This window comes from Cupriavidus basilensis (assembly GCF_008801925.2).
Classification (GTDB): domain Bacteria; phylum Pseudomonadota; class Gammaproteobacteria; order Burkholderiales; family Burkholderiaceae; genus Cupriavidus; species Cupriavidus basilensis.
In genome coordinates, this window is record NZ_CP062804.1 from 871,533 (window position 1) to 889,046 (window position 17,514).

General features: G+C 65.9%; 16 protein-coding genes and 1 riboswitch. Of the genes, 5 read left to right on the forward strand and 11 right to left on the reverse strand.

Features of this window, described 5'->3' with window-relative positions; all coding sequences use genetic code 11:
- Nucleotides 1-22: 22 nt before the first annotated feature.
- Entirely contained in the window at nucleotides 23-607 is a 585-nt protein-coding gene (locus F7R26_RS24805; RefSeq protein ID WP_150987036.1) for a TMEM165/GDT1 family protein, read from the reverse strand.
- Between the two features lie 9 nt (nucleotides 608-616).
- A riboswitch (yybP-ykoY riboswitch) is annotated at nucleotides 617-805 on the reverse strand.
- Nucleotides 806-971: 166 nt separating this feature from the next.
- Between F7R26_RS24805 and F7R26_RS24810 the strand changes: the two genes are divergently transcribed.
- A complete protein-coding gene (locus F7R26_RS24810) occupies nucleotides 972-1,544 on the forward strand; it encodes an NADAR family protein (RefSeq protein WP_150987037.1) in 573 nt (190 codons plus the stop codon).
- 51 nt (nucleotides 1,545-1,595) lie between these two features.
- Here F7R26_RS24810 and F7R26_RS24815 read toward each other — a convergent pair whose 3' ends face one another.
- On the reverse strand, nucleotides 1,596-2,600 hold the full coding sequence (locus F7R26_RS24815; protein WP_150987038.1) for a Bug family tripartite tricarboxylate transporter substrate binding protein: 1,005 nt from the start codon (nucleotides 2,598-2,600) through the stop codon (nucleotides 1,596-1,598).
- 61 nt (nucleotides 2,601-2,661) lie between these two features.
- Nucleotides 2,662-4,086, reverse strand: a complete 1,425-nt coding sequence (locus F7R26_RS24820; RefSeq protein WP_150987039.1) for an amidase — start codon at nucleotides 4,084-4,086, stop codon at nucleotides 2,662-2,664.
- A 205-nt stretch (nucleotides 4,087-4,291) separates the two neighbouring features.
- On the opposite strand from F7R26_RS24820, the gene F7R26_RS24825 reads away from it, so the two are divergent.
- Entirely contained in the window at nucleotides 4,292-4,987 is a 696-nt protein-coding gene (locus tag F7R26_RS24825; RefSeq protein WP_150987040.1) for a GntR family transcriptional regulator, read from the forward strand.
- 27 nt (nucleotides 4,988-5,014) lie between these two features.
- Here F7R26_RS24825 and F7R26_RS24830 read toward each other — a convergent pair whose 3' ends face one another.
- Nucleotides 5,015-5,152: a hypothetical protein gene (locus F7R26_RS24830; RefSeq protein WP_170301909.1), complete on the reverse strand. Its 138-nt coding sequence runs from the start codon at nucleotides 5,150-5,152 to the stop codon at nucleotides 5,015-5,017.
- A gap of 286 nt (nucleotides 5,153-5,438) precedes the next feature.
- Nucleotides 5,439-5,672, reverse strand: a complete 234-nt coding sequence (locus F7R26_RS24835; protein ID WP_170301910.1) for a hypothetical protein — start codon at nucleotides 5,670-5,672, stop codon at nucleotides 5,439-5,441.
- 151 nt (nucleotides 5,673-5,823) lie between these two features.
- Here F7R26_RS24835 and F7R26_RS24840 point away from each other — a divergent pair, with 151 nt between their 5' ends.
- Nucleotides 5,824-8,013: a TonB-dependent receptor gene (locus tag F7R26_RS24840; RefSeq protein ID WP_150987042.1), complete on the forward strand. Its 2,190-nt coding sequence runs from the start codon at nucleotides 5,824-5,826 to the stop codon at nucleotides 8,011-8,013.
- Nucleotides 8,014-8,091: 78 nt separating this feature from the next.
- Here F7R26_RS24840 and F7R26_RS24845 read toward each other — a convergent pair whose 3' ends face one another.
- The 6 genes from F7R26_RS24845 to araD all read right to left on the reverse strand — a co-directional run bounded on the left by F7R26_RS24845 (nucleotide 8,092) and on the right by araD (nucleotide 14,883).
- A complete protein-coding gene (locus F7R26_RS24845; RefSeq protein WP_150987043.1) occupies nucleotides 8,092-9,030 on the reverse strand; it encodes a 2-hydroxyacid dehydrogenase in 939 nt (312 codons plus the stop codon).
- Between the two features lie 52 nt (nucleotides 9,031-9,082).
- Nucleotides 9,083-10,078 carry a Bug family tripartite tricarboxylate transporter substrate binding protein gene (locus F7R26_RS24850; protein ID WP_150987045.1) on the reverse strand — a complete coding sequence of 332 codons (996 nt, stop codon included), beginning with the start codon at nucleotides 10,076-10,078 and terminating at the stop codon, nucleotides 9,083-9,085.
- Nucleotides 10,079-10,158: 80 nt separating this feature from the next.
- Nucleotides 10,159-11,148 (reverse strand): tripartite tricarboxylate transporter substrate binding protein, encoded by a 990-nt coding sequence (locus F7R26_RS24855; protein WP_150987047.1) that lies wholly within the window; start codon nucleotides 11,146-11,148, stop codon nucleotides 10,159-10,161.
- Nucleotides 11,149-11,267: 119 nt separating this feature from the next.
- The gene (locus F7R26_RS24860; protein WP_150987048.1) at nucleotides 11,268-12,272 is read right to left on the reverse strand and encodes a Bug family tripartite tricarboxylate transporter substrate binding protein; all 1,005 of its coding nucleotides are present in this window, start codon (nucleotides 12,270-12,272) and stop codon (nucleotides 11,268-11,270) included.
- 105 nt (nucleotides 12,273-12,377) lie between these two features.
- Nucleotides 12,378-13,130: a ribonuclease activity regulator RraA gene (locus tag F7R26_RS24865; RefSeq protein WP_150987049.1), complete on the reverse strand. Its 753-nt coding sequence runs from the start codon at nucleotides 13,128-13,130 to the stop codon at nucleotides 12,378-12,380.
- Nucleotides 13,131-13,143: 13 nt separating this feature from the next.
- The gene (araD, locus tag F7R26_RS24870) at nucleotides 13,144-14,883 is read right to left on the reverse strand and encodes an L-arabinonate dehydratase (protein ID WP_150987050.1); all 1,740 of its coding nucleotides are present in this window, start codon (nucleotides 14,881-14,883) and stop codon (nucleotides 13,144-13,146) included.
- Between the two features lie 213 nt (nucleotides 14,884-15,096).
- On the opposite strand from araD, the gene F7R26_RS24875 reads away from it, so the two are divergent.
- Both F7R26_RS24875 and F7R26_RS24880 read left to right on the forward strand, forming a co-directional pair.
- On the forward strand, nucleotides 15,097-15,816 hold the full coding sequence (locus F7R26_RS24875) for a GntR family transcriptional regulator (protein WP_150987051.1): 720 nt from the start codon (nucleotides 15,097-15,099) through the stop codon (nucleotides 15,814-15,816).
- Nucleotides 15,817-16,243: 427 nt separating this feature from the next.
- On the forward strand, nucleotides 16,244-17,461 hold the full coding sequence (locus F7R26_RS24880; protein WP_150987053.1) for a CaiB/BaiF CoA transferase family protein: 1,218 nt from the start codon (nucleotides 16,244-16,246) through the stop codon (nucleotides 17,459-17,461).
- The last annotated feature ends 53 nt before the right edge of the window (nucleotides 17,462-17,514 follow it).

The following is a 17,514-nucleotide window of genomic DNA, read 5'->3' on the forward strand; positions in this document are numbered from 1 at the left end:
TTGACCATGCCATGCAGCTGGCTCAGGTCCCCAGGTTCAGGCCAAAGTTCACCTTGAACAGGATCAGGATGCCGAAGATGGCGAACAGCGCCGCGGCGACGAAGCGCATCTTGGACAGCGGGATGATGCGGGTCAGGCGTTCACCCAGCAGGACCGCAGGCACATTGGCCGCCATCATGCCGAGCGTGGTGCCGACCACGACCATGCTCAGGTTGGCATACTGCGCGCCTAGCGCAATGGTGGCGAACTGCGTCTTGTCGCCCATCTCGGCGAGGAAGAAGGCGACGACGGTGGTGGCGAAGGCGCCGGCGCGCTTGCCGTTGTTCCCTTCGTCGTCCAGCTTGTCGGGGATCAGCGCCCAGGCGGCAAAGCCCAGGAAGGCGATGCCCAGCACCCAGCGTGTCACATCCGGGCTGACGTGCGATGCCGCCCAGTCGCCCAGGGCGGCGGCAAAGAGGTGGTTGAAGATCGTTGCGACGAAAATGCCCGCAATGATGCTCCATTGCTTGCCGGGAAACCGGGAGGCCAGGAGAAAGGAGAGGAGCTGAGTCTTGTCGCCCATTTCAGCCAGGGCGACCATACCGAACGAAGCAATGAGTGCTTCCATGTGACATCCAAAGGGGGCCGGCAACAAACGAACCAATGACTTCGCTGCCCAGTGCCAGCCCCAGCTGGTGGACAGAAAAGTCAAAGGTCTCGCTGAGCCAATCAGGCCGCCGGCGCCATGGTTTTTTGTACCAAGTATGTTGACGCAGGCCCCTCCAGCAGGGACTGGAGGCTAGCTACTCCCCTAAGACGGCGCAGATAATACCACAGGCTTGCGCTGGCGAGGATCCGGCGCCCCGGCGCTCAAAACGCCTTGCTCATGAGCACGCGCCTTGCGCCATTTGACGCACACCTTTGCCGCAAACAATACTAACGAGCTTTGGGGGCGCCCAGGCTCCATCCATGCCAGACCATACCGACTGACGATGACCCAGCCCGATATCCATGACCACGCCTCCCTGATCAGTGCCTTCCGGCGCGGCCACCGTCCCGCCTACCTGTTTTTCTGGGGCCACAGCGCCAGTCCGGGAGCCCCGGTGGGCAAAGAGTGTCTGTCGCAGTGGTGGCCCGCCCGGTTCAGCGTGGATGGCCAGGTGTTCGCCAGCGCAGAGCACTTCATGATGGCGGGCAAGGCGCGCCTGTTCGGCGACGAGCCTGCCCTGGCGCGGATCCTGGCGGCGCCTTCGCCCGCCGCCGCCAAGCGGCTTGGCCGCGAGGTGCGCGGCTTTGACGAAGGGCGCTGGAATGCCGCGTGCCAGGCGCTGGTGACGCAGGGCAATATCGAGAAATTCCGCCAGAATCCGGACCTCGCAGGCTACCTGCTCGGCACCGGGCGGCGCGTGCTGGTGGAGGCCAGCCCGGTGGACCGCGTATGGGGCATCGGCCTGGCCGCTGACGATCCGCGCGCGGCCAATCCCGATCAGTGGCGCGGGCCCAACCTGCTCGGATTTGCGCTGATGGCTGCGCGCGAGGCGCTCAGGGAAGGCGCGGCGCATTAGAGCGGAGGAAGGGGTGGAGTCATCCGCCCCTTCCTCTGATCCTGATCCTGATCAGTCCTCCGCGACGAAGCCGGTAGCCTCCACAATCGGCTTCCAGGCGGCGCGCTCCAGCTGGATGCGGTGCCGCGCGTCCTGGCCAGGCTTGGCTGCCACTTCCAGCCCAAGGGCCTCCAGCTTGCCGGCGGTCGCGGCATTGCGGGAGGCGACGATGAACATCTTCTCGACCTTGGCAACGACATCCGGCTGGGTGCCGGCCGGCAGGAACGCGCCGTACCAGCTGGTGGCGTAGTCATACTGGCTGAAGCCTTGCTCCTTCAAGGTCGGCACATCCGGCAGCGCCTTGGCGCGCCGCGTGCCGCTCACGCCCAGGAACTGCAGCTTGCCGCCCTTGTACAGCGGCATCATGCTGGCCACGGCATCCCAGCCGATCGATACCGTGCCGCTGATCACGTCGACCAGCATCGGGGATGCGCCGCGGTAAGCGGCCGGCGTAATGGCAATGCCGGCAGCCTTGCCCAGGGCTACCGTGCCGAGGTGGCCGGCGCTGCCGATGGTCGCCAGGCCCAGGCTGGCGCTATTGGGATTGCGCTTGGCCCACTCCACGTACTCCTTCATGTTCTTGTACGGCTGCTGCACACCCGCCGCGATCACGGTTGGCACGTCGGTCAGCACGGCTGCGGGCACCAGGTCCTTGTCCGCGTCGTAACCCAGCTTTTTGTAGGTCAGCGGGAAGATGGTGAACAGCGGCGACGGCCCGATGAAGATGGTCTTGCCATCCGGCTTGGCGCGCTTCACGTAGTCGAGCGCCAGGCGGGCCGATGCGCCGGGTTTGTTCTCCACGATGACGGTGCCATGCCCATCCTGGCGCAGTTGCTCGGCATAGATCCGGGCAAGGCTGTCGGCCGCGCCACCGGGGGCGTAGCCGACGATGATGTGCATCGCGGCATCCGGGTTGTCCGCCGCGCTGGCCGGCCGGGGCAGGGCGAGGACAGCAACGGCGCAGGCCGACAGCGCCAGGGTGTGGATCACGAAGTTGCGGCGTAAAGCTTGGGTCATGGCGGATGCGGTGGCGAGGTCTATCGGTGATAAGTGATAAAGGGGGGGCGGTTGCAGCGGATTACGGTTGCGGCCACTGGCCAAGCAGCCCGTGTGATGCCTCGAACAGCGCCGACACGCGGAGCAACTCAGCGTCGCCGCGGAACTGGCCCACCAGCTGCAAGCCGATCGGCAGCCCGTCGCTGCCGAAGCCGCAGGGCAGGCTGATGGCGGGGTGGCCGGTCATGTTGAACGGCATGGTCCACGGGAACCAGTGCGCGCGCACGTTTTCGAAAGCCTCGCCGTCGATGTCGATGGTGCCGAACAGGTCCTGCCCGATGGGCAGTGCCGTGCGCGTCAGCGTAGGCATGGCGAGGAGGTCTGCGCGCTGCAGCAGCGCCTGCACGCGCTGGAACAGCTTCGTGCGGTCGAACATGGCTTGCTGGTACTCCACGCCGCTGACCTGCGCGGCGGAGGCCACCTGCCGCAGGAACGTGGCGCTGAGCTGGTCGCCGTGCTCTTCGGCAATGGCGGCAAAACGCGCGCGCCAGACCGTATGGTTGATGGCGCGCCAGATTGGCTCCACGTCAAAGCCTTCGCCGGAAAAAGGTTCCAGCTTCGCGCCAAGGTCGGCCAGCCTGGACAGGCTCGCCTCGAAGGCCCGCGCCACCTCCGCCGATGCCGGGCGCCCCGGCGGCGTCAGGCAGTAAAGGATGCGGCGCCCGCGCAGGTCGCCTTGCGCTCGCGCCGCGCTGACATAGTCCGGCTTGGGCACGCCAATGGACCACGGGTCGCAGGCATGCTCGCCGGCCATCGCCTGCAGCATCAGGCCGGTATCCGCGACCGTGCGCGTGGTTGGCGTGACATAGGTCTGGTTGCCGAACAGGTCTTGCGCCTGGCTGTGCGGAATCACGCCGTTGCTCTGCTTGATGCCGACCACGCCGTTGCAAGCGGCCGGAATCCGCGTGGAGCCACCGCCATCGGTGGCGACCGCCAGCGGCGCGATGCCGCTAGCCACGGCAACCGCCGCGCCGCCGCTCGATCCGCCGCTGGTGTGCTCGCGGCTCCAGGCATTGCGCGTGCGGCCAAACAGTGGTGAATCGGTCAGGCATTTGGAGCCGAACTCGGGCGTGGTGGTCTTGCCGATCAGGATGGCGCCTTGCTCGCGCAAGCGAGCGATGGCCACCGCATCGTGGTCGGGCACGTTGTCCCGGTAAGGGGCCACGCCAAATGTGGTGCGCACGCCCTTTGTATTGACGAGGTCTTTCGCGGTGAAGGGGATGCCGTGCAGCAGCCCAAGTGGCTTGCCCGCCATCACGGCTTGCTCCGCCTCGCGGGCGGCGGCGATGGCTTGGTCGGCGCACAGCGTGATGAAGCAATTCAGCTCAGGCTGCAGCCGGGCGGCGCGGTCGAGCACGGCCTGCGTGAGCTCGACGGGTGAGATTTCCTTGCGGGCGATGCGGCCTTGAAGCTCGGCGGCGGACAGAAAGCAAAGCGCATCGCTCATCGGCGGGCGTCTCCAGAAAGTGTCTCGGGGGCCTGGATGCCACGCTTTGCGAGACTTTGGTTTTTGGATCCAGAATCCACTGTTTGCGGCTATAGTAGACCCGTGGGCAGCCCTTGTAAACTGCGCCACCCAAGCTGAATCACCCCGTGCCCAAACCGCGCCGGGATGCGCAAAATTGCGTGAAGTTTCATAAAATTGGGGGCAAATGGCAGAAACATTCGAATGGCAAGGCCGGGTGCGGCTGGTCGAGGAAGTCGCCCAGGTTCTGCGCCAGCGCATCTATCGCGGTGTCTACCCGCCGGGCAAGCCGCTGCGGCAGGTGGAGATTTCCGAGGACCTGAAGATCAGCCGCACGCCGCTGCGCGAAGCCCTGCGCATCCTGGAGCGCGAGGGTCTGGTCAGCGCCGAGACGGCGCGCGGCGTCACCGTGGTCAGCGCGGATTTCCGGCAACTGATGGACGCCTACGCGTTTCGGGAAGTGATCGACGGCCTGGCGGCGCGGCTGGCAGCGTCACGCGCCAGCGAGCCGGCCGCAGCGCCCTTGCGCGCCATTATCGAAGTGCAGCGGGGAAGCCTCGATCCCTGGCGGCCCGACGTCTATACGGCGGCCAATGTCGAGTTTCACACGGCCATCATCGGGCTGGCAGCGAACGAATACCTGGCGCGGCAGGTGCCCATTGTGCATATGACATCGCAGGTGTTTGCGCCAAGGGTCCTGTTTGCCCGCGACCGGGCACTGGCGGCCATCGAGGAGCACGAGCAGATCGTGGCGGCGATCGAAGGCGCGGATGCCGATGAGGCAGAACATCTGGCCCGCCTGCATATCCGCAATTCGATGGCGCGGCTCAGGGCGTTGGCCCAGGGGGAAAGCGACGACGTCGCGGTGGCTGCTGAATCCTAGTGCTGGCGGGGGCCGCAAGGACCACGTTTATGGCTGCTGCGGCTGCGCGGCAACCGGCAATTCCTGGCGCAGCGCCGGATGGTGGCGGTTCACGCTTCTCGCCCCGAGGACCAGCGCCAGCAGAAACGCCAGCAAGTACGCCGCAAACGTAATGGTTGCTTCCATCTCTGACCCCTCGATGCGCGTTCGCGCTATTTTTTTGCTAGCCGCGAGTATGCGCAATAGCACACCTGGCCCGCTACCACTCGACGGAGGGGGGTGTGGCCCGAATCACAACGTGGTTGGCTGCATAGCCAGCCAGGTACATGGGTGTTGACTTCGGGGTGTTGACTTCGCTTGTGTCCTGATGGGTCCTGATGGCACACTTGCAACATTGTTGCAAAAATAGAAACCTGGGCCGCTCATGGCCCCTCGCTCTCGCCCTCCCAGCCATCCCATGTGGCGACGCCCGTTAGTGCTCCTGCTCTGCGTGTTCCTGCTCTTCGGGCAGGCGGGTGCGGTCGTCCACGCGCTTTCCCATCTCCACGCGTCCCAGCAGAGCAATCCATGCGCTGCACCGGCTGACATTGAGCAGTGCGGGCCCGGCCACGACGCCTGCCTGCAATGCCTGGCCTTCGCCGCCGCCGCCGTGGGCATGCCGTCGATGGCTTGCTGGCTGCTGCTCGTCAGTTTCCGCCGCTGGCATTATCCGCTGCTCGCCGAGCGGCACATCGCGCCCATCGCCTCGCCACGGCCCCGCAGCCGTGGCCCCCCTCTGACTGGCGGATTGTTCGCTTGATGCATGCGCGCGCGCCTGAAGGCCGTGCGCGACATTCCCATTCCAGCAGAGGCACCCCATGTCCCGTTTTCCGCTTCGAGCCATCGCGGCCGGCGCCGCGTCGGCGCTCGCCCTGTCCGCCCACGCGCAGTCATCGCCGGCCGACCCGTCTTCTTCCGTGCAATCCTCGCCATCGGCACTCGCCCCGGCACCCGCGCCGGCAGCCAGCGCCAAGGCCCTGAATGCCGTCGTGGTCACCGCCAAGCGGCTCGACGAGGCGCGCAACGCCTTGTCGCCCGATACCGGCAGCTCGGTCTATCGTTTCGACAGCGAAGACATCAACGCGCTGCCACTGGGAGAGAACACCCCGTTGAACCAGGTCCTGCTCCAGGCCCCGGGCGTGGTGCAGGATTCCTTTGGCCAGTTGCACGTGCGCGGCGATCACGCCAACCTGCAGTACCGCATCAACGGCGTCATCATTCCCGAGCCGATCAGCGGCTTCGGTCAGATGCTGGACACGCGTTTCGCGGACGAAATCAAGCTGCTGACCGGCGCGCTGCCGGCGCAGTATGGCTATCGCACGGCGGGCATCGTTGACATCCGGACTAAGGGCGCGGCCACCGATGAAGAAGGCACGCCCAAGGCCATCGGCGGCGAGATCGGCACGGTGATCGGCAGCCATGCCGATCACGAGGCCAATGGCTATCTGCAAGGCGCCAAGGGCCCGTTCAGCTACTTCCTGAGCGGCTCCTTCAACGAGAGCAACCTCGGGATCGAGAACCCCACCTCCAGCCGCAACGCCATCCATGATCACACGGACCAAGGCAAGGCCTTTGGCATGCTGTCCTACCTGATCAATCCGGACAGCCGGGTGAGCTTCATGTTTGGCAGCGCCGACAACCGCTTCCAGATTCCGAACCGGCCGGGCCTGTCGCCATCGTTTACCATCGACGGCGTGGCCACGCCGCCCTCCGACCAGCTCAACGCCAACCAGCGCGAGAAGACAGACTTCCAGATCCTGTCTTACCAGAACAAGGTGTCGGCTGCGCTCGATTACCAGGTGTCGCTCTTCCACCGCACCAGCCGCGTCGACTACATGCCTGACCCGATTGGCGACCTGGCCTATAACGGCGTCGCCGCCAATATCACCCGCAAGAACGAAGCCTATGGCGTACAGGCCGATGGCAGTTATGTGCTCAACGCGAGCCATACACTGCGCTCCGGCCTGTTCGTGCAGCGGGAGCATTACAGTGTGGGCAATAACTCCAGCGTGCTTCCCGCCGACGCCGACGGCAACCAGACCAGCGGGGTGCCATTCACCATCGTGGATAACTCCAGTAACACGGGAACCACAATGGGCGTCTACCTGCAGGACGAATGGAAGGCCACCGACAAGTTGACGGTCAACTACGGCGCGCGCTATGACCATGTGAATACCGTGGTCAGCGAGCAGCAGTTGAGCCCGCGCTTGGGGCTCACCTACGATCTCACCAACGTCACCCGCCTGCACGCCGGCTACGCGCGCTATTTCACGCCTCCGCCCACGGAAAAGATCAATACCACGTCGGTAGCCCTGTTCCAGGGAACCACCAATGCCTTGCCGTCCGATGCCAACACGGCGGTGCGCTCGGAACGGTCGGACTATTTCGACATCGGCGTCTCCCACCAGGCCACCCGCAACCTGACGCTGGGCCTGGATGCCTACTACCGCAAGGTGCGCCATCTGCAAGACGAAGGGCAGTTCGGCAATGCGCTGATCTTCTCTTCGTTCAATTACGACGACGGCAAGGTCTACGGGCTGGAAGGCACGGCCAACTACCGGCAGGGGAGTTTTGCCGCCTATGCCAACCTGAGTGTCTCGCGTGCCATAGCCAAGGGCATTGAGACCGGCCAGTTCAACTTCGGTCCAGATGAACTGGCCTATATCGCCAGCAACTGGGTCCACCTTGATCATGACCAGACGGTAGCCGGCTCCTTCGGCACCTCCTACCTGTGGCGCGGTACGTTGCTCACCGCTGATGCCCTGTTCGGAAGTGGCTTGCGCAACGGCTTTGCCAATACCACTCACCTGCCGGCCTACTTCCAGGTCAATGCTGGCGTGGCACACACATTCGATACGCCTGTCATCGGTAAATTCAAGGTGCGATTCACGGTGATCAACCTGTTCGATCGCTCCTACCAGCTACGCGATGGCACCGGCATTGGCGTGGGCGCGCCGCAGTATGCACCGCGGCGCAGCTTCTACGTGGCGTTGTCAAAGCCATTCTGAGCGCGGGGGGCGGCGCGCGGCGTTGGCCTGCGTCGTCCTCCCCCTCCCCCTTACCCCCTTAGCGTCGATCTAACCGCTCTACACAGCCGAGGCTTTCACCGCCCCATTGGCAAAGAAAGCCTGCAGGTTTTCAAACACCAGATCCGCCATCGCATTGCGCGTCTCGTGCGTGGCGCTGGCGATATGCGGCAGCAGCACGACGTTGTCCAGCGCAAACAGCGCCTGCGGTACCTGCGGCTCGTTCTCGAACACATCCAGCCCGGCGCCTGCAATGCGCCCCTGCACCAGCGCATCCACCAGCGCGGTTTCGTCGACCACGGTGCCGCGCGCGATATTGATCAGGAAGCCGCTCGGGCCCAGCGCGTCGAGTACCTCGGCCGATACCAGGTGCAGCGTCTCGGGGCCGCCCGCGGTGGCGATGACCAGGAAGTCCGCCCACTTGGCCAGCTCGGTCAGGGAAGGCTCATGGCGGTAGGGCGCATCCTGCGCGGGGCGGCGGCTGTGGTAGCGCACTTTCATGTCGAAGCCCGCGCCGCGCTGTGCAATGACGCGTCCGATGCGGCCCATGCCGACAATGCCCATGCGCTTGCCGCTGACGCGGGTGGCGAGCGGGAACTGCGCCTTTGGCCACTCGCCGCGCCGCACGAAGCGGTCGGCCGCGCTGAAGCCGCGCGCCACGTCCATCAGCAGTCCGAAGGCCGTATCGGCCACGCAATCGTTGAGCACGTCGGGCGTATAGCCAACGGCGATGCCGCGCGCGCGCGCGGCGTCCAGATCGATCTTGTCGAGGCCCACGCCAAAGCTGGAGATAACCTTCAGGTTTGGCATGGCCGCGATCATCGCTGCGTCGACGCCGATCGCGGCGCGCGTGGTCAGTGCGGCGAACTCGCCGCCGTGGCTGGCCAGGAAGGCAGCGGGGTCGGTCTCGGCCCACAGCGGGTGAACGTCGTAGTGCTCGGCGAGGCTGGCTTCAAGCGCGGCGGGCAGGCGTCCGTGCTGGGCAAGGCGTGGTTTCATGAGAAGAGGTCCAGATGGTGAACATGGTGATGGTGGTCCGGCGGTGCTTGCTTCAGTCTGCGCTGAGCTTGTTGTCCTGGATGATCTTGGCGTAGCGCTTGCGATCCGTGGCAATCAGGTCGGCGAACTGCGTGGGCGTGCTTCCTACGGGAATGGCGCCTTGCGCAATCAGTTGCTCCTTCACCGCCGGCATCGCCACCACTTCCTTCACGCCGGCGGCGATCTTGTCGACGATGTCCTTGGGGGTGCCGGCCGGCGCCAGCAGGCCGACCCACGATCCCGACTCGGCGCCGGTGATGCCCGCCTCTGCCAGCGTTGGCACATCCGGCAGCGCGGGCGAGCGGACCTTGCTGGTCACGGCCAGCGCGCGCAGCTTGCCGGATTTCACATGGCCGGCGGTTTCCAGGATCGAGGCGAACAGCATGTCCACATTGCCCGCCATCAGGTCGCTCATGGCCGCGCCGCCGCCCTTGTAGGGCACATGCAGCAGGTCGGTGCCGGTAGCTGCCTTGAAGATCTCGGCCGACAGATGCGGCGAGCCGCCGCTGCCCGAGCTGGCATAGGTCAGCTTGCCGGGCTGCGCCTTGGCCAGCGCCACCAGTTCCTTCGGATTCCTGGCCGGCAGTTTGGGCGTTACCACCAGGGCAAAGGGCAACTCCGCCATCAGGCTGACCGGCACGAAGGCAGCCGGGTCATAGTTGAGCTTCTTGTAAAGCGAGGGATTGATCGATTGCGTGCCGACATTGCCGGCCACCAGCGTGTAGCCATCCGGCTTGGCGCGGGACACGATATCCAGCCCGACATTGCCGGCCGCGCCGGGGCGGTTGTCCACCAGTACCGGCTGGCCCCAGAGTTGCGAGAGCCGCAGCGCCACCAGGCGGGTGCCCACGTCGGTGCCGCCACCAGGGGCGAACGGCAGGATGATGGTCACCGGCTTGGTCGGCCAGGCAACGCCGGGCTGGGCCTGCGCGGCGGGCAGCCAGGCCCCGATGGCCAGGGCGACCAGGGCCGCGCGGCGGCTAACTGTGGGGGTGTAGAGCGAGCGCATGTCTTGTCTCCGAAAGTACGGCTTGATGGCCGGGCGCCATGGCGCCGGCACGCATGGGTTGGTGGCTGCCCGGTGGCAACTCACTCGGGCTGGATGCCCGCATCCTTGGCCACCTTGGCCCACTTGCCCATTTCCACCTGCAGGAAACTGGCGAATTGCGCGGGTGTGCCGCCTGCGGGTTCGATGCCGGCGTTCTGCAGGCGCTCGCGCACATCGGGCGAAGAAAGCGCCTTGTTGATCTCGGCGTTGAGCTTGTCCACCACCGCCTTGGGGGTGCCGGCCGGGGCCAGCACGCCACCCCAGGTGCTGGTCTCATAGCCGGGCAGCCCGGCCTGCGCCATGGTCGGCACCTGCGGCGCGGCCGATGAGCGCTTGGCGGTCGTCACCGCCAGCGGGCGCACCTTGCCGCCCTTGACCTGCGGCCCGATGGCGGCAACGGTGTCGAACATCAGCGACACGCGGCCGCTGGTCAGGTCCGGATGCGCCAGCGTGCTGCCCTTGTACGGGATGTGGACCATGTCGATGCCCGTCATGCTCTTGAACAGCTCACCCGAGAAATGCGGCGCGCCGCCCGAACCGCTGGACGCGAACGACAGCTTGCCCGGGTTGGCCTTGCCGTAGGCGATCAGTTCCTTGACGGACGTAACCGGCAGGGAAGGGGACACCACCAGCATCAGCGGCACCACGTGGGTCAGCGCCACCGGCTCGAAGCTCTTGATGGTGTCGAAGGGCAGCTTCTTCACCATGCTGGGATTGATGGCGTGGCTGCTGGCCACCAGCGCCAGCATGTAGCCGTCCGGCGCGCTCTTGGCGACGAGGTCGGTGCCGATGATGCCGGTGGCGCCGGGGCGGTTGTCCACCACCACGGACTGGCCCCAGGCTTCGGTCATCTTCTGGCCCACCAGCCGCGCCACCAGGTCGATGGCGCCGCCGGGGGAGGCGGGGACGATGATGGTAATGGTCTTGGTGGGGTAGCTGGCTTCGGCGGCATGGGTGGCGGGGGCGGCCAAGGCGAGTGCGGCCGCGATGCCCGCTAGCGCTCGTGCGATGGGTTTGGTATGGATGTGCATGTTGTCTCCTGCACGCAGACGGATTTGTTGTCGTGATGGACTTTGCTGCCTTTCTCGCTTGGGGGAGAGGCAGCAAAGCCTTCGTCATTCCGGACGGCTTTGACGCATCAAACCAGCCATCAATTGGCCGTCGCCCCCGATGTCTTCACCAGTTCGGCCCAGCGCGGGATCTCCTTGCCCATGAACGCCGCGAGTTCGGCGGGGCTGCTGCCCACCACTTCCATGCCAAGCTGCTGCGTCATGCGTTGCTGCACGGCGGGCTGCTTCAACGCGCGCACTACTTCGGTGTTCAGCCGCTGCACCACGTCCTTCGGCGTGCCGTGCGGCGCGTACAGCGCCTGCCACGACACCATCTCGAAGCCCGGCACGCCAGCCTCGGCCATGGTCGGCACATTGGGCGCCAGCGCGGAGCGCTTGGGCGAGGTCACGGCCAGCGCGCGCAGCTTGCCGGCCTTGATCATGGCGTCGCCCGCGGTCAGCTGGTCAAAGAGAAAGGGAACGAGGCCGGCGGCCACGTCCTGGATCGCCTGCGGGCTGCCCTTGTAAGGCACGTGGGTCATCGGCACCTTGATCATGTCGGCGAACAGCTCACCCGCCAGATGCGTCGAAGTGCCCGCGCCCGACGACGCGAAGCTCAGGCCCGGATGGCTCTTCGCGTAGGCGATCAACTCCTTCACGTTGTGGATCGGCAGCTTGGCGTCGACCATCAGCACATTGGGCACGTAGGCGATCAGGCAGACCGGCTCGAAATCCTTGACCGGGTCGTATGAGAGATTCTTGTACAGGCTCGCGTTGATGGCATGCGTGCTGATGGTGCCGCCAAACAGCGTGTAGCCATCCGGCTTGGCGCGCGCCACGTAGCCAGCGCCCACCGCGCCGGCCGCACCGGGCCGGTTCTCGACCACCACCGGCTGGCCCAGCGCCTTCGAAATCTCCTGCCCGATGGTGCGGGCGACGATATCGGTGGAGCCGCCCGCCGCGAACGGCACCACCCAGGTGATCGGGCGCGACGGCCATTTGTCCTCGGCCTGCGCGCCGGTACTGAACAGGAACAGGGCGCCGGCCGCGGCCAGCATGCCGAGGGCGGCAACGCGGCGCAGCGCGCCTCGCTTGTTGTGATGCATCTTGTCTCCATCCGTGGCCGCCTTGCCCCTCGCGTCGGGAGCCGGCTGGCTCATGCGTTTGTTTGTGGCTTGCCGAGGCTTGTACGGTCCGGCAGGCGGCGATGCTCAGCGGCCCTTGGCTTCACGCCAGGCGGCAAAGTCCAGCCGGCTTTGCTCCTGGGTCGGCGGATACAGGCCGATGATCGAGCGGCCCTTCATCACTTCCTCCGTGACGAAGTCCTCGAACGCGGTCATCTCCACCGCTTCCGCCGCGATTTCCTCGGCCAGGTGGCGCGGCACGATGACCACGCCTTCGGCATCGCCCACCACCACGTCGCCCGGGAACACCGCCACGTCGCCGCAGCCGATGGGGCCGTTGATCTCGATGGCCTGGTGCAGCGTCAGGTTGGTCGGCGCGGAGGGGCGATGGTGATAGGCCGGCATGGCCAGCCGCGCAATCTCCGGTGAATCGCGAAAGCCGCCATCGGTGACGACGCCGGCCGCGCCGCGCTGCATCAGGCGCGTGATCAGGATCGAGCCGGCGGAGGCCGCGCGCGCGTCCTTGCGGCTGTCGATCACCAGCACCGCGCCGCACGGGCACTGCTCAACCGCCTGGCGCTGCGGATGGTTCGGATCCAGGAACACCGAGATCGGGTTCAGGTCTTCGCGCGCCGGGATGTAACGCAGCGTGAAGGCCTCGCCCACCATGTTGCCGCGCTCGGGATTGAGCGGATGCACGTCCTGGATGAACTGGTTGCGCAAGCCGCGCTTGAACAGCGCCGTGCACAACGTAGCGGTGCTGACGGTCTTGAACTGGTCGATGGTCTGCTGGCTGAGCTTGCTGGCCTGGGTCGTGGAATCGGTGATGGTATCGGTCATGATGGGTCCGCTATCAGTAGATGCTGGGTTCGCCCGTGGGCGCGCCAAAATCGGTTTGCAGGAAGTCGAAGTCGCAGCCGTCGTTGGCTTGCCGGATATGCCTGGAGAACATCCAGCCATAGCCGCGCCCGAAGCGCGGCGGCGGCGGCGTCCACGCGGCCTTGCGGCGCGCCAGCTCTTCGTCGGACACCTCCAGGTGGATGCTGCGGCGGTCGATGTCGACCGAGATCATGTCGCCGGTGCGCACCAGCGCGAACGGGCCGCCGATATACGATTCCGGCGACACGTGCAGGATGCAGGCGCCATAGCTGGTGCCGCTCATGCGCGCGTCCGACATGCGCAGCATGTCCCGCACGCCTTGCTGGACCAGCTTCTTGGGAATGGGCAGCATGCCCCATTCCGGCATGCCCGGGCCGCCTTGCGGGCCGGCGTTGCGCAGGATCAGGACGTGGTCGGCGGTGACGTCCAGATCGTCTCGCTCCACCGCTTCCTTCATCGACGGGTAGTCGTCGAACACCAGCGCCGGGCCGGTGTGCTTGAAGAACCGTTTCTCGCAGGCGCTGGGCTTGATCACGCAGCCGTCCGGCGCGATATTGCCCTTGAGCACGGCCAGCGCACCCTCCTGGTACAGCGCGTTGTCCTTGGTGCGGATCACGTCGTCGTTATAGACCTCGGCACCCGCGATGTTCTCGCCCAGCGTGCGGCCGGTGACGGTCAGCGCATCCAGGTGCAGCTTGTCGCTGATGCGGTTCATCAGCGCGGGCAGGCCGCCGGCGTAGAAGAAGTCCTCCATCAGGTATTTGTCGCCGCTGGGCCGGATATTGGCGATCACCGGCACGTGGCGGCTGGTCTTGTCGAAATCCTCCAGCCCGATGTCATGCCCGGCGCGGCGCGCCATGGCGATCACGTGGATGATGGCGTTGGTGGAGCAGCCCATCGCCATGGCCACGGCGATGGCGTTCTCGAACGAGGCGCGCGTCTGGATCCGTTGCGGGGTCAGGTCTTCCCACACCATGTCCACGATGCGCCGTCCGGCCTCGGAGCACATGCGGATATGGTTGGCATCGGCAGCCGGGATGGATGAGGCGCCCGGCAGCGTCATGCCGATGGCCTCGGCAATTGCCGTCATGGTGCTGGCCGTGCCCATCGTCATGCAGGTGCCATGGCTGCGGGCGATGCCGCCCTCGATGCCGATCCACTCGGTCTTGCTGATATTGCCGGCGCGGCGCTCGTCCCAGAACTTCCAGGCGTCGGAGCCGGAACCCAGCACATTGCCCTTCCAGTTGCCGCGCAGCATCGGGCCGGCCGGCACGTAGATGGCCGGCACGCCCGCGCTCGACGCGCCCATCAGCAAGCCCGGCGTGGTCTTGTCGCAGCCGCCCATCAGCACCGCGCCGTCGATGGGGTGGGAGCGGATCAGTTCCTCCGCCTCCATCGCCAGCATGTTCCGGTACAGCATGGTGGTGGGCTTGACCGCGCTTTCCGACAGCGAGATGGCGGGCAGCTCGATCGGGAAGCCGCCGGCCTGCAAGATGCCGCGCTTGACGTCGTCGACACGCTGCTTGAAGTGGGAATGGCAGGGATTGATGTCAGACCACGTGTTGATGATCGCGATGATCGGGCGGTCCAGCCATTCTTCGGGCGAGTAGCCCATCTGCATGATGCGCGAGCGGTGCCCGGAGGAGCGCAGGTCGTCGGGGGCAAACCAGCGCGCGCTGCGCAAGGTCTCGGGCGTCTTCTTTCGTGACGTCATGCTGTCTCTTCCACGGATGTTGTCATTGGGCCGGACCTCTGGTGCCAGAACCAGGCGGTAGAGATACGACATCTGATATCGTCGGGAGGATTAAAGCACTAATATATTAGTGTGTCAAACCGCAAAACTTTCCATTAAACTGCTGCCATGAGACGCAATGCAGCGTCTTTGTGCGTGATGATCCACGCCCGTGCAGTGAAATCAGACCGCCCGATGGAAGCCACTGAAGCCACCTTGTCCGCCCCGCAGATTCCGCAGATTCAATTCCAGTTCGACCGCACCCGGCATGCCGCGCCGCAGGTGTTCGAGCATATGCGGGACATGATCATCTCCATGACGCTGCCCCCCGGCACGGTGCTGTCGCGCACGGATCTCGCCGCGCAATACGGCATCAGCCAGACGCCGGTGCGCGACGCCCTGATGCGGCTCGCCGAGGAAGGGCTGGTCGATATCTTCCCGCAGCACGCCACGGTGGTCAGCCCCATCAGCATCGCGCTGGCCCAGCAGGCGCATTTCCTGCGGCGCTCCGTGGAAGTGGAAATCGTGCGCACGCTGGCCGAGGCACCCGACCCCGCGCTGGTGGAGCGGCTGCGCCTTAGCGTGGCGCGGCAGCAGGCCATGCTGGCCGCCCAGGACTTCGCGGAGTTCTCCCTGTTCGACCAGGCCTTCCACCGCCAGATGTACGAAGCCGCCCGCGTGCCGGACCTGTGGATGCTGGTGCGCCGCCAGAGCGGCCACCTGGACCGCCTGCGCCGCCTGCACCTGCCGATCGCCGGCAAGGCCAACGCGGTCGTGGCGGATCACACTGCCATCGTCGATGCGATCGCCAGCGGCGACCCCGACGCCGCCCAGGCCAGCCTGCGCCGGCATCTTTCCGGCACGCTCGCCAATCTCGAAGAGATCCGCGCTCGCTACGGAGACTTCCTGCAGTAGCAGCAAGCAGCAGTCGGTGCGCCGCAATCGGCACATTGTCGCGGCCTTGCGCGATACCCGGCAAAGGGCGGCGATCGACGCCCGTGGCTTCGATCGCGGCATCCCTGCCATGAATGTGCCACAAAACCTTCAAGTTGCTGAAACAATAGGCAGTCCGACCGGATTGGCGGCTGCAAGCCGGTTGGCGGGAAGCGAGGTGCCTGTTATCCACAGTATTTGTGGATAACACGACCCATAAAAACGGGCTTTGGTTGCGGTCGGCAGCAAATTGTCAAGCGGTTAGAAGGTTTGCTCGAATGGCTGGCGGCAGGGGCTGTTCGGCCAGGTTCCCCGCGCCCGGCGGCGTTCGGATCCTTCCTTGTCCCATCGGTCTTATTTTCCTATAGTCCTATTCATAGAACTATTCGAACGAACGTTGGGGGAGACGATGGAGATGACGGCTGGCGCCCTGTCCGGGGTCAAGGTGGTGGACATCACGGCGGTATTCATGGGCCCCTCGGCCACGCAGATGCTGGGCGACCTTGGCGCCGACGTGATCAAGGTGGAGTCGCCCGAGGGCGATGTCACGCGCGGCATCGGGCCGTGCGGCGACGAGAAGATGGGGCCGCTCTACCTGGGCCTGAACCGCAACAAGCGCAGCGTTGTGCTGGACCTCAAATCGGAAGACGGGCGCGAGGCGCTGCTGCGGCTGGTGCAAGACGCCGACGTGCTGGCCTACAACGTCAGGCCGCAAGCCATGCAGCGCCTGGGGCTGGACTACGAAACGCTGTCCGCGCTGAACCCGCGCCTGGTCTATGTCGGCATGTTCGGCTTCTCGCAGCGCGGGCGCTACGCGCCGCAGGCCGCGTTCGACGACCTGATCCAGGCGGCCTGCGGCCTGCCCCAGGCGGTGGCCAGGGGCAGCGGCGATATCCCGCGCTATCTCCCCATCACCATTGCCGACCGCTCTGTGGGGCTCTACGCCTTTGGCGTGATCTGCGCCGCGCTGTACGCGCAAGCGCGCACCGGCAAGGGCCAGCGCGTGGACGTGCCGATGTTCGAGACCATGGTGCCCTATGTGCTGGGCGACCACCTCTACGGCGAGACCTTCGTGCCGCCGCGCGGCGGCTTTGGCTATCCGCGCCTGCTGTCGCCGGAGCGCCGGCCCTACCAGACGCGCGACGGCCATGTGTGCTGCCTGATCTACCACGACCATCACTGGCGCACCTTCCTCAAGGCCATCGGCAAGGCCGGCTTGTTCGACACCGATCCCCGCTTCGCCAGCATCACCACGCGCACCGCCCACATCACGGAGCTTTACGCGATGGTCAGCGACGAAATGGCCAAGCGCACCACGGACGAATGGCGCGCGCTGCTCAAGGAGGCCGATATCCCGGTGTTCCCCATGCACACGTTCGAGACGCTGCTCGATGATCCGCATCTGCGTGACATCGGCTTCTTCCGCGAGACCGATCACCCGGGCGTGGGCCGCATCCGCGAGATGGCGGTCCCCAGCGAATGGTCGGGCACGCCGCCCACCAGCCAGCGCCACGCCCCCGCGCTGGGGGAGCACAGCCGCGAGGTGCTGCGCGAGGCGGGCTACGACGACACCGCCATCGACCGCATGATGGCCGCGGGCACCACGCGCGAATCGGCCAAAGCATGACGCAAAAACTGCAGGCCATGCCCATGCCCATGCAGGCGCCAAGGAGCCTGTCG

What these genes read in the sequence shown, in the direction of transcription:
- F7R26_RS24805 (WP_150987036.1), bottom strand. Translation starts at nt 607, where the DNA reads ATGGAAGCACTCATTGCTTCGTTCGGTATGGTCGCCCTGGCTGAAATG.
- F7R26_RS24810 (WP_150987037.1), top strand. Translation starts at nt 972, where the DNA reads ATGACCCAGCCCGATATCCATGACCACGCCTCCCTGATCAGTGCCTTC.
- F7R26_RS24815 (WP_150987038.1), bottom strand. Translation starts at nt 2,600, where the DNA reads ATGACCCAAGCTTTACGCCGCAACTTCGTGATCCACACCCTGGCGCTG.
- F7R26_RS24820 (WP_150987039.1), bottom strand. Translation starts at nt 4,086, where the DNA reads ATGAGCGATGCGCTTTGCTTTCTGTCCGCCGCCGAGCTTCAAGGCCGC.
- F7R26_RS24825 (WP_150987040.1), top strand. Translation starts at nt 4,292, where the DNA reads ATGGCAGAAACATTCGAATGGCAAGGCCGGGTGCGGCTGGTCGAGGAA.
- F7R26_RS24830 (WP_170301909.1), bottom strand. Translation starts at nt 5,152, where the DNA reads ATGGAAGCAACCATTACGTTTGCGGCGTACTTGCTGGCGTTTCTGCTG.
- F7R26_RS24835 (WP_170301910.1), bottom strand. Translation starts at nt 5,672, where the DNA reads ATGCCAGCGGCGGAAACTGACGAGCAGCAGCCAGCAAGCCATCGACGG.
- F7R26_RS24840 (WP_150987042.1), top strand. Translation starts at nt 5,824, where the DNA reads ATGTCCCGTTTTCCGCTTCGAGCCATCGCGGCCGGCGCCGCGTCGGCG.
- F7R26_RS24845 (WP_150987043.1), bottom strand. Translation starts at nt 9,030, where the DNA reads ATGAAACCACGCCTTGCCCAGCACGGACGCCTGCCCGCCGCGCTTGAA.
- F7R26_RS24850 (WP_150987045.1), bottom strand. Translation starts at nt 10,078, where the DNA reads ATGCGCTCGCTCTACACCCCCACAGTTAGCCGCCGCGCGGCCCTGGTC.
- F7R26_RS24855 (WP_150987047.1), bottom strand. Translation starts at nt 11,148, where the DNA reads ATGCACATCCATACCAAACCCATCGCACGAGCGCTAGCGGGCATCGCG.
- F7R26_RS24860 (WP_150987048.1), bottom strand. Translation starts at nt 12,272, where the DNA reads ATGCATCACAACAAGCGAGGCGCGCTGCGCCGCGTTGCCGCCCTCGGC.
- F7R26_RS24865 (WP_150987049.1), bottom strand. Translation starts at nt 13,130, where the DNA reads ATGACCGATACCATCACCGATTCCACGACCCAGGCCAGCAAGCTCAGC.
- araD (WP_150987050.1), bottom strand. Translation starts at nt 14,883, where the DNA reads ATGACGTCACGAAAGAAGACGCCCGAGACCTTGCGCAGCGCGCGCTGG.
- F7R26_RS24875 (WP_150987051.1), top strand. Translation starts at nt 15,097, where the DNA reads ATGGAAGCCACTGAAGCCACCTTGTCCGCCCCGCAGATTCCGCAGATT.
- F7R26_RS24880 (WP_150987053.1), top strand. Translation starts at nt 16,244, where the DNA reads ATGGAGATGACGGCTGGCGCCCTGTCCGGGGTCAAGGTGGTGGACATC.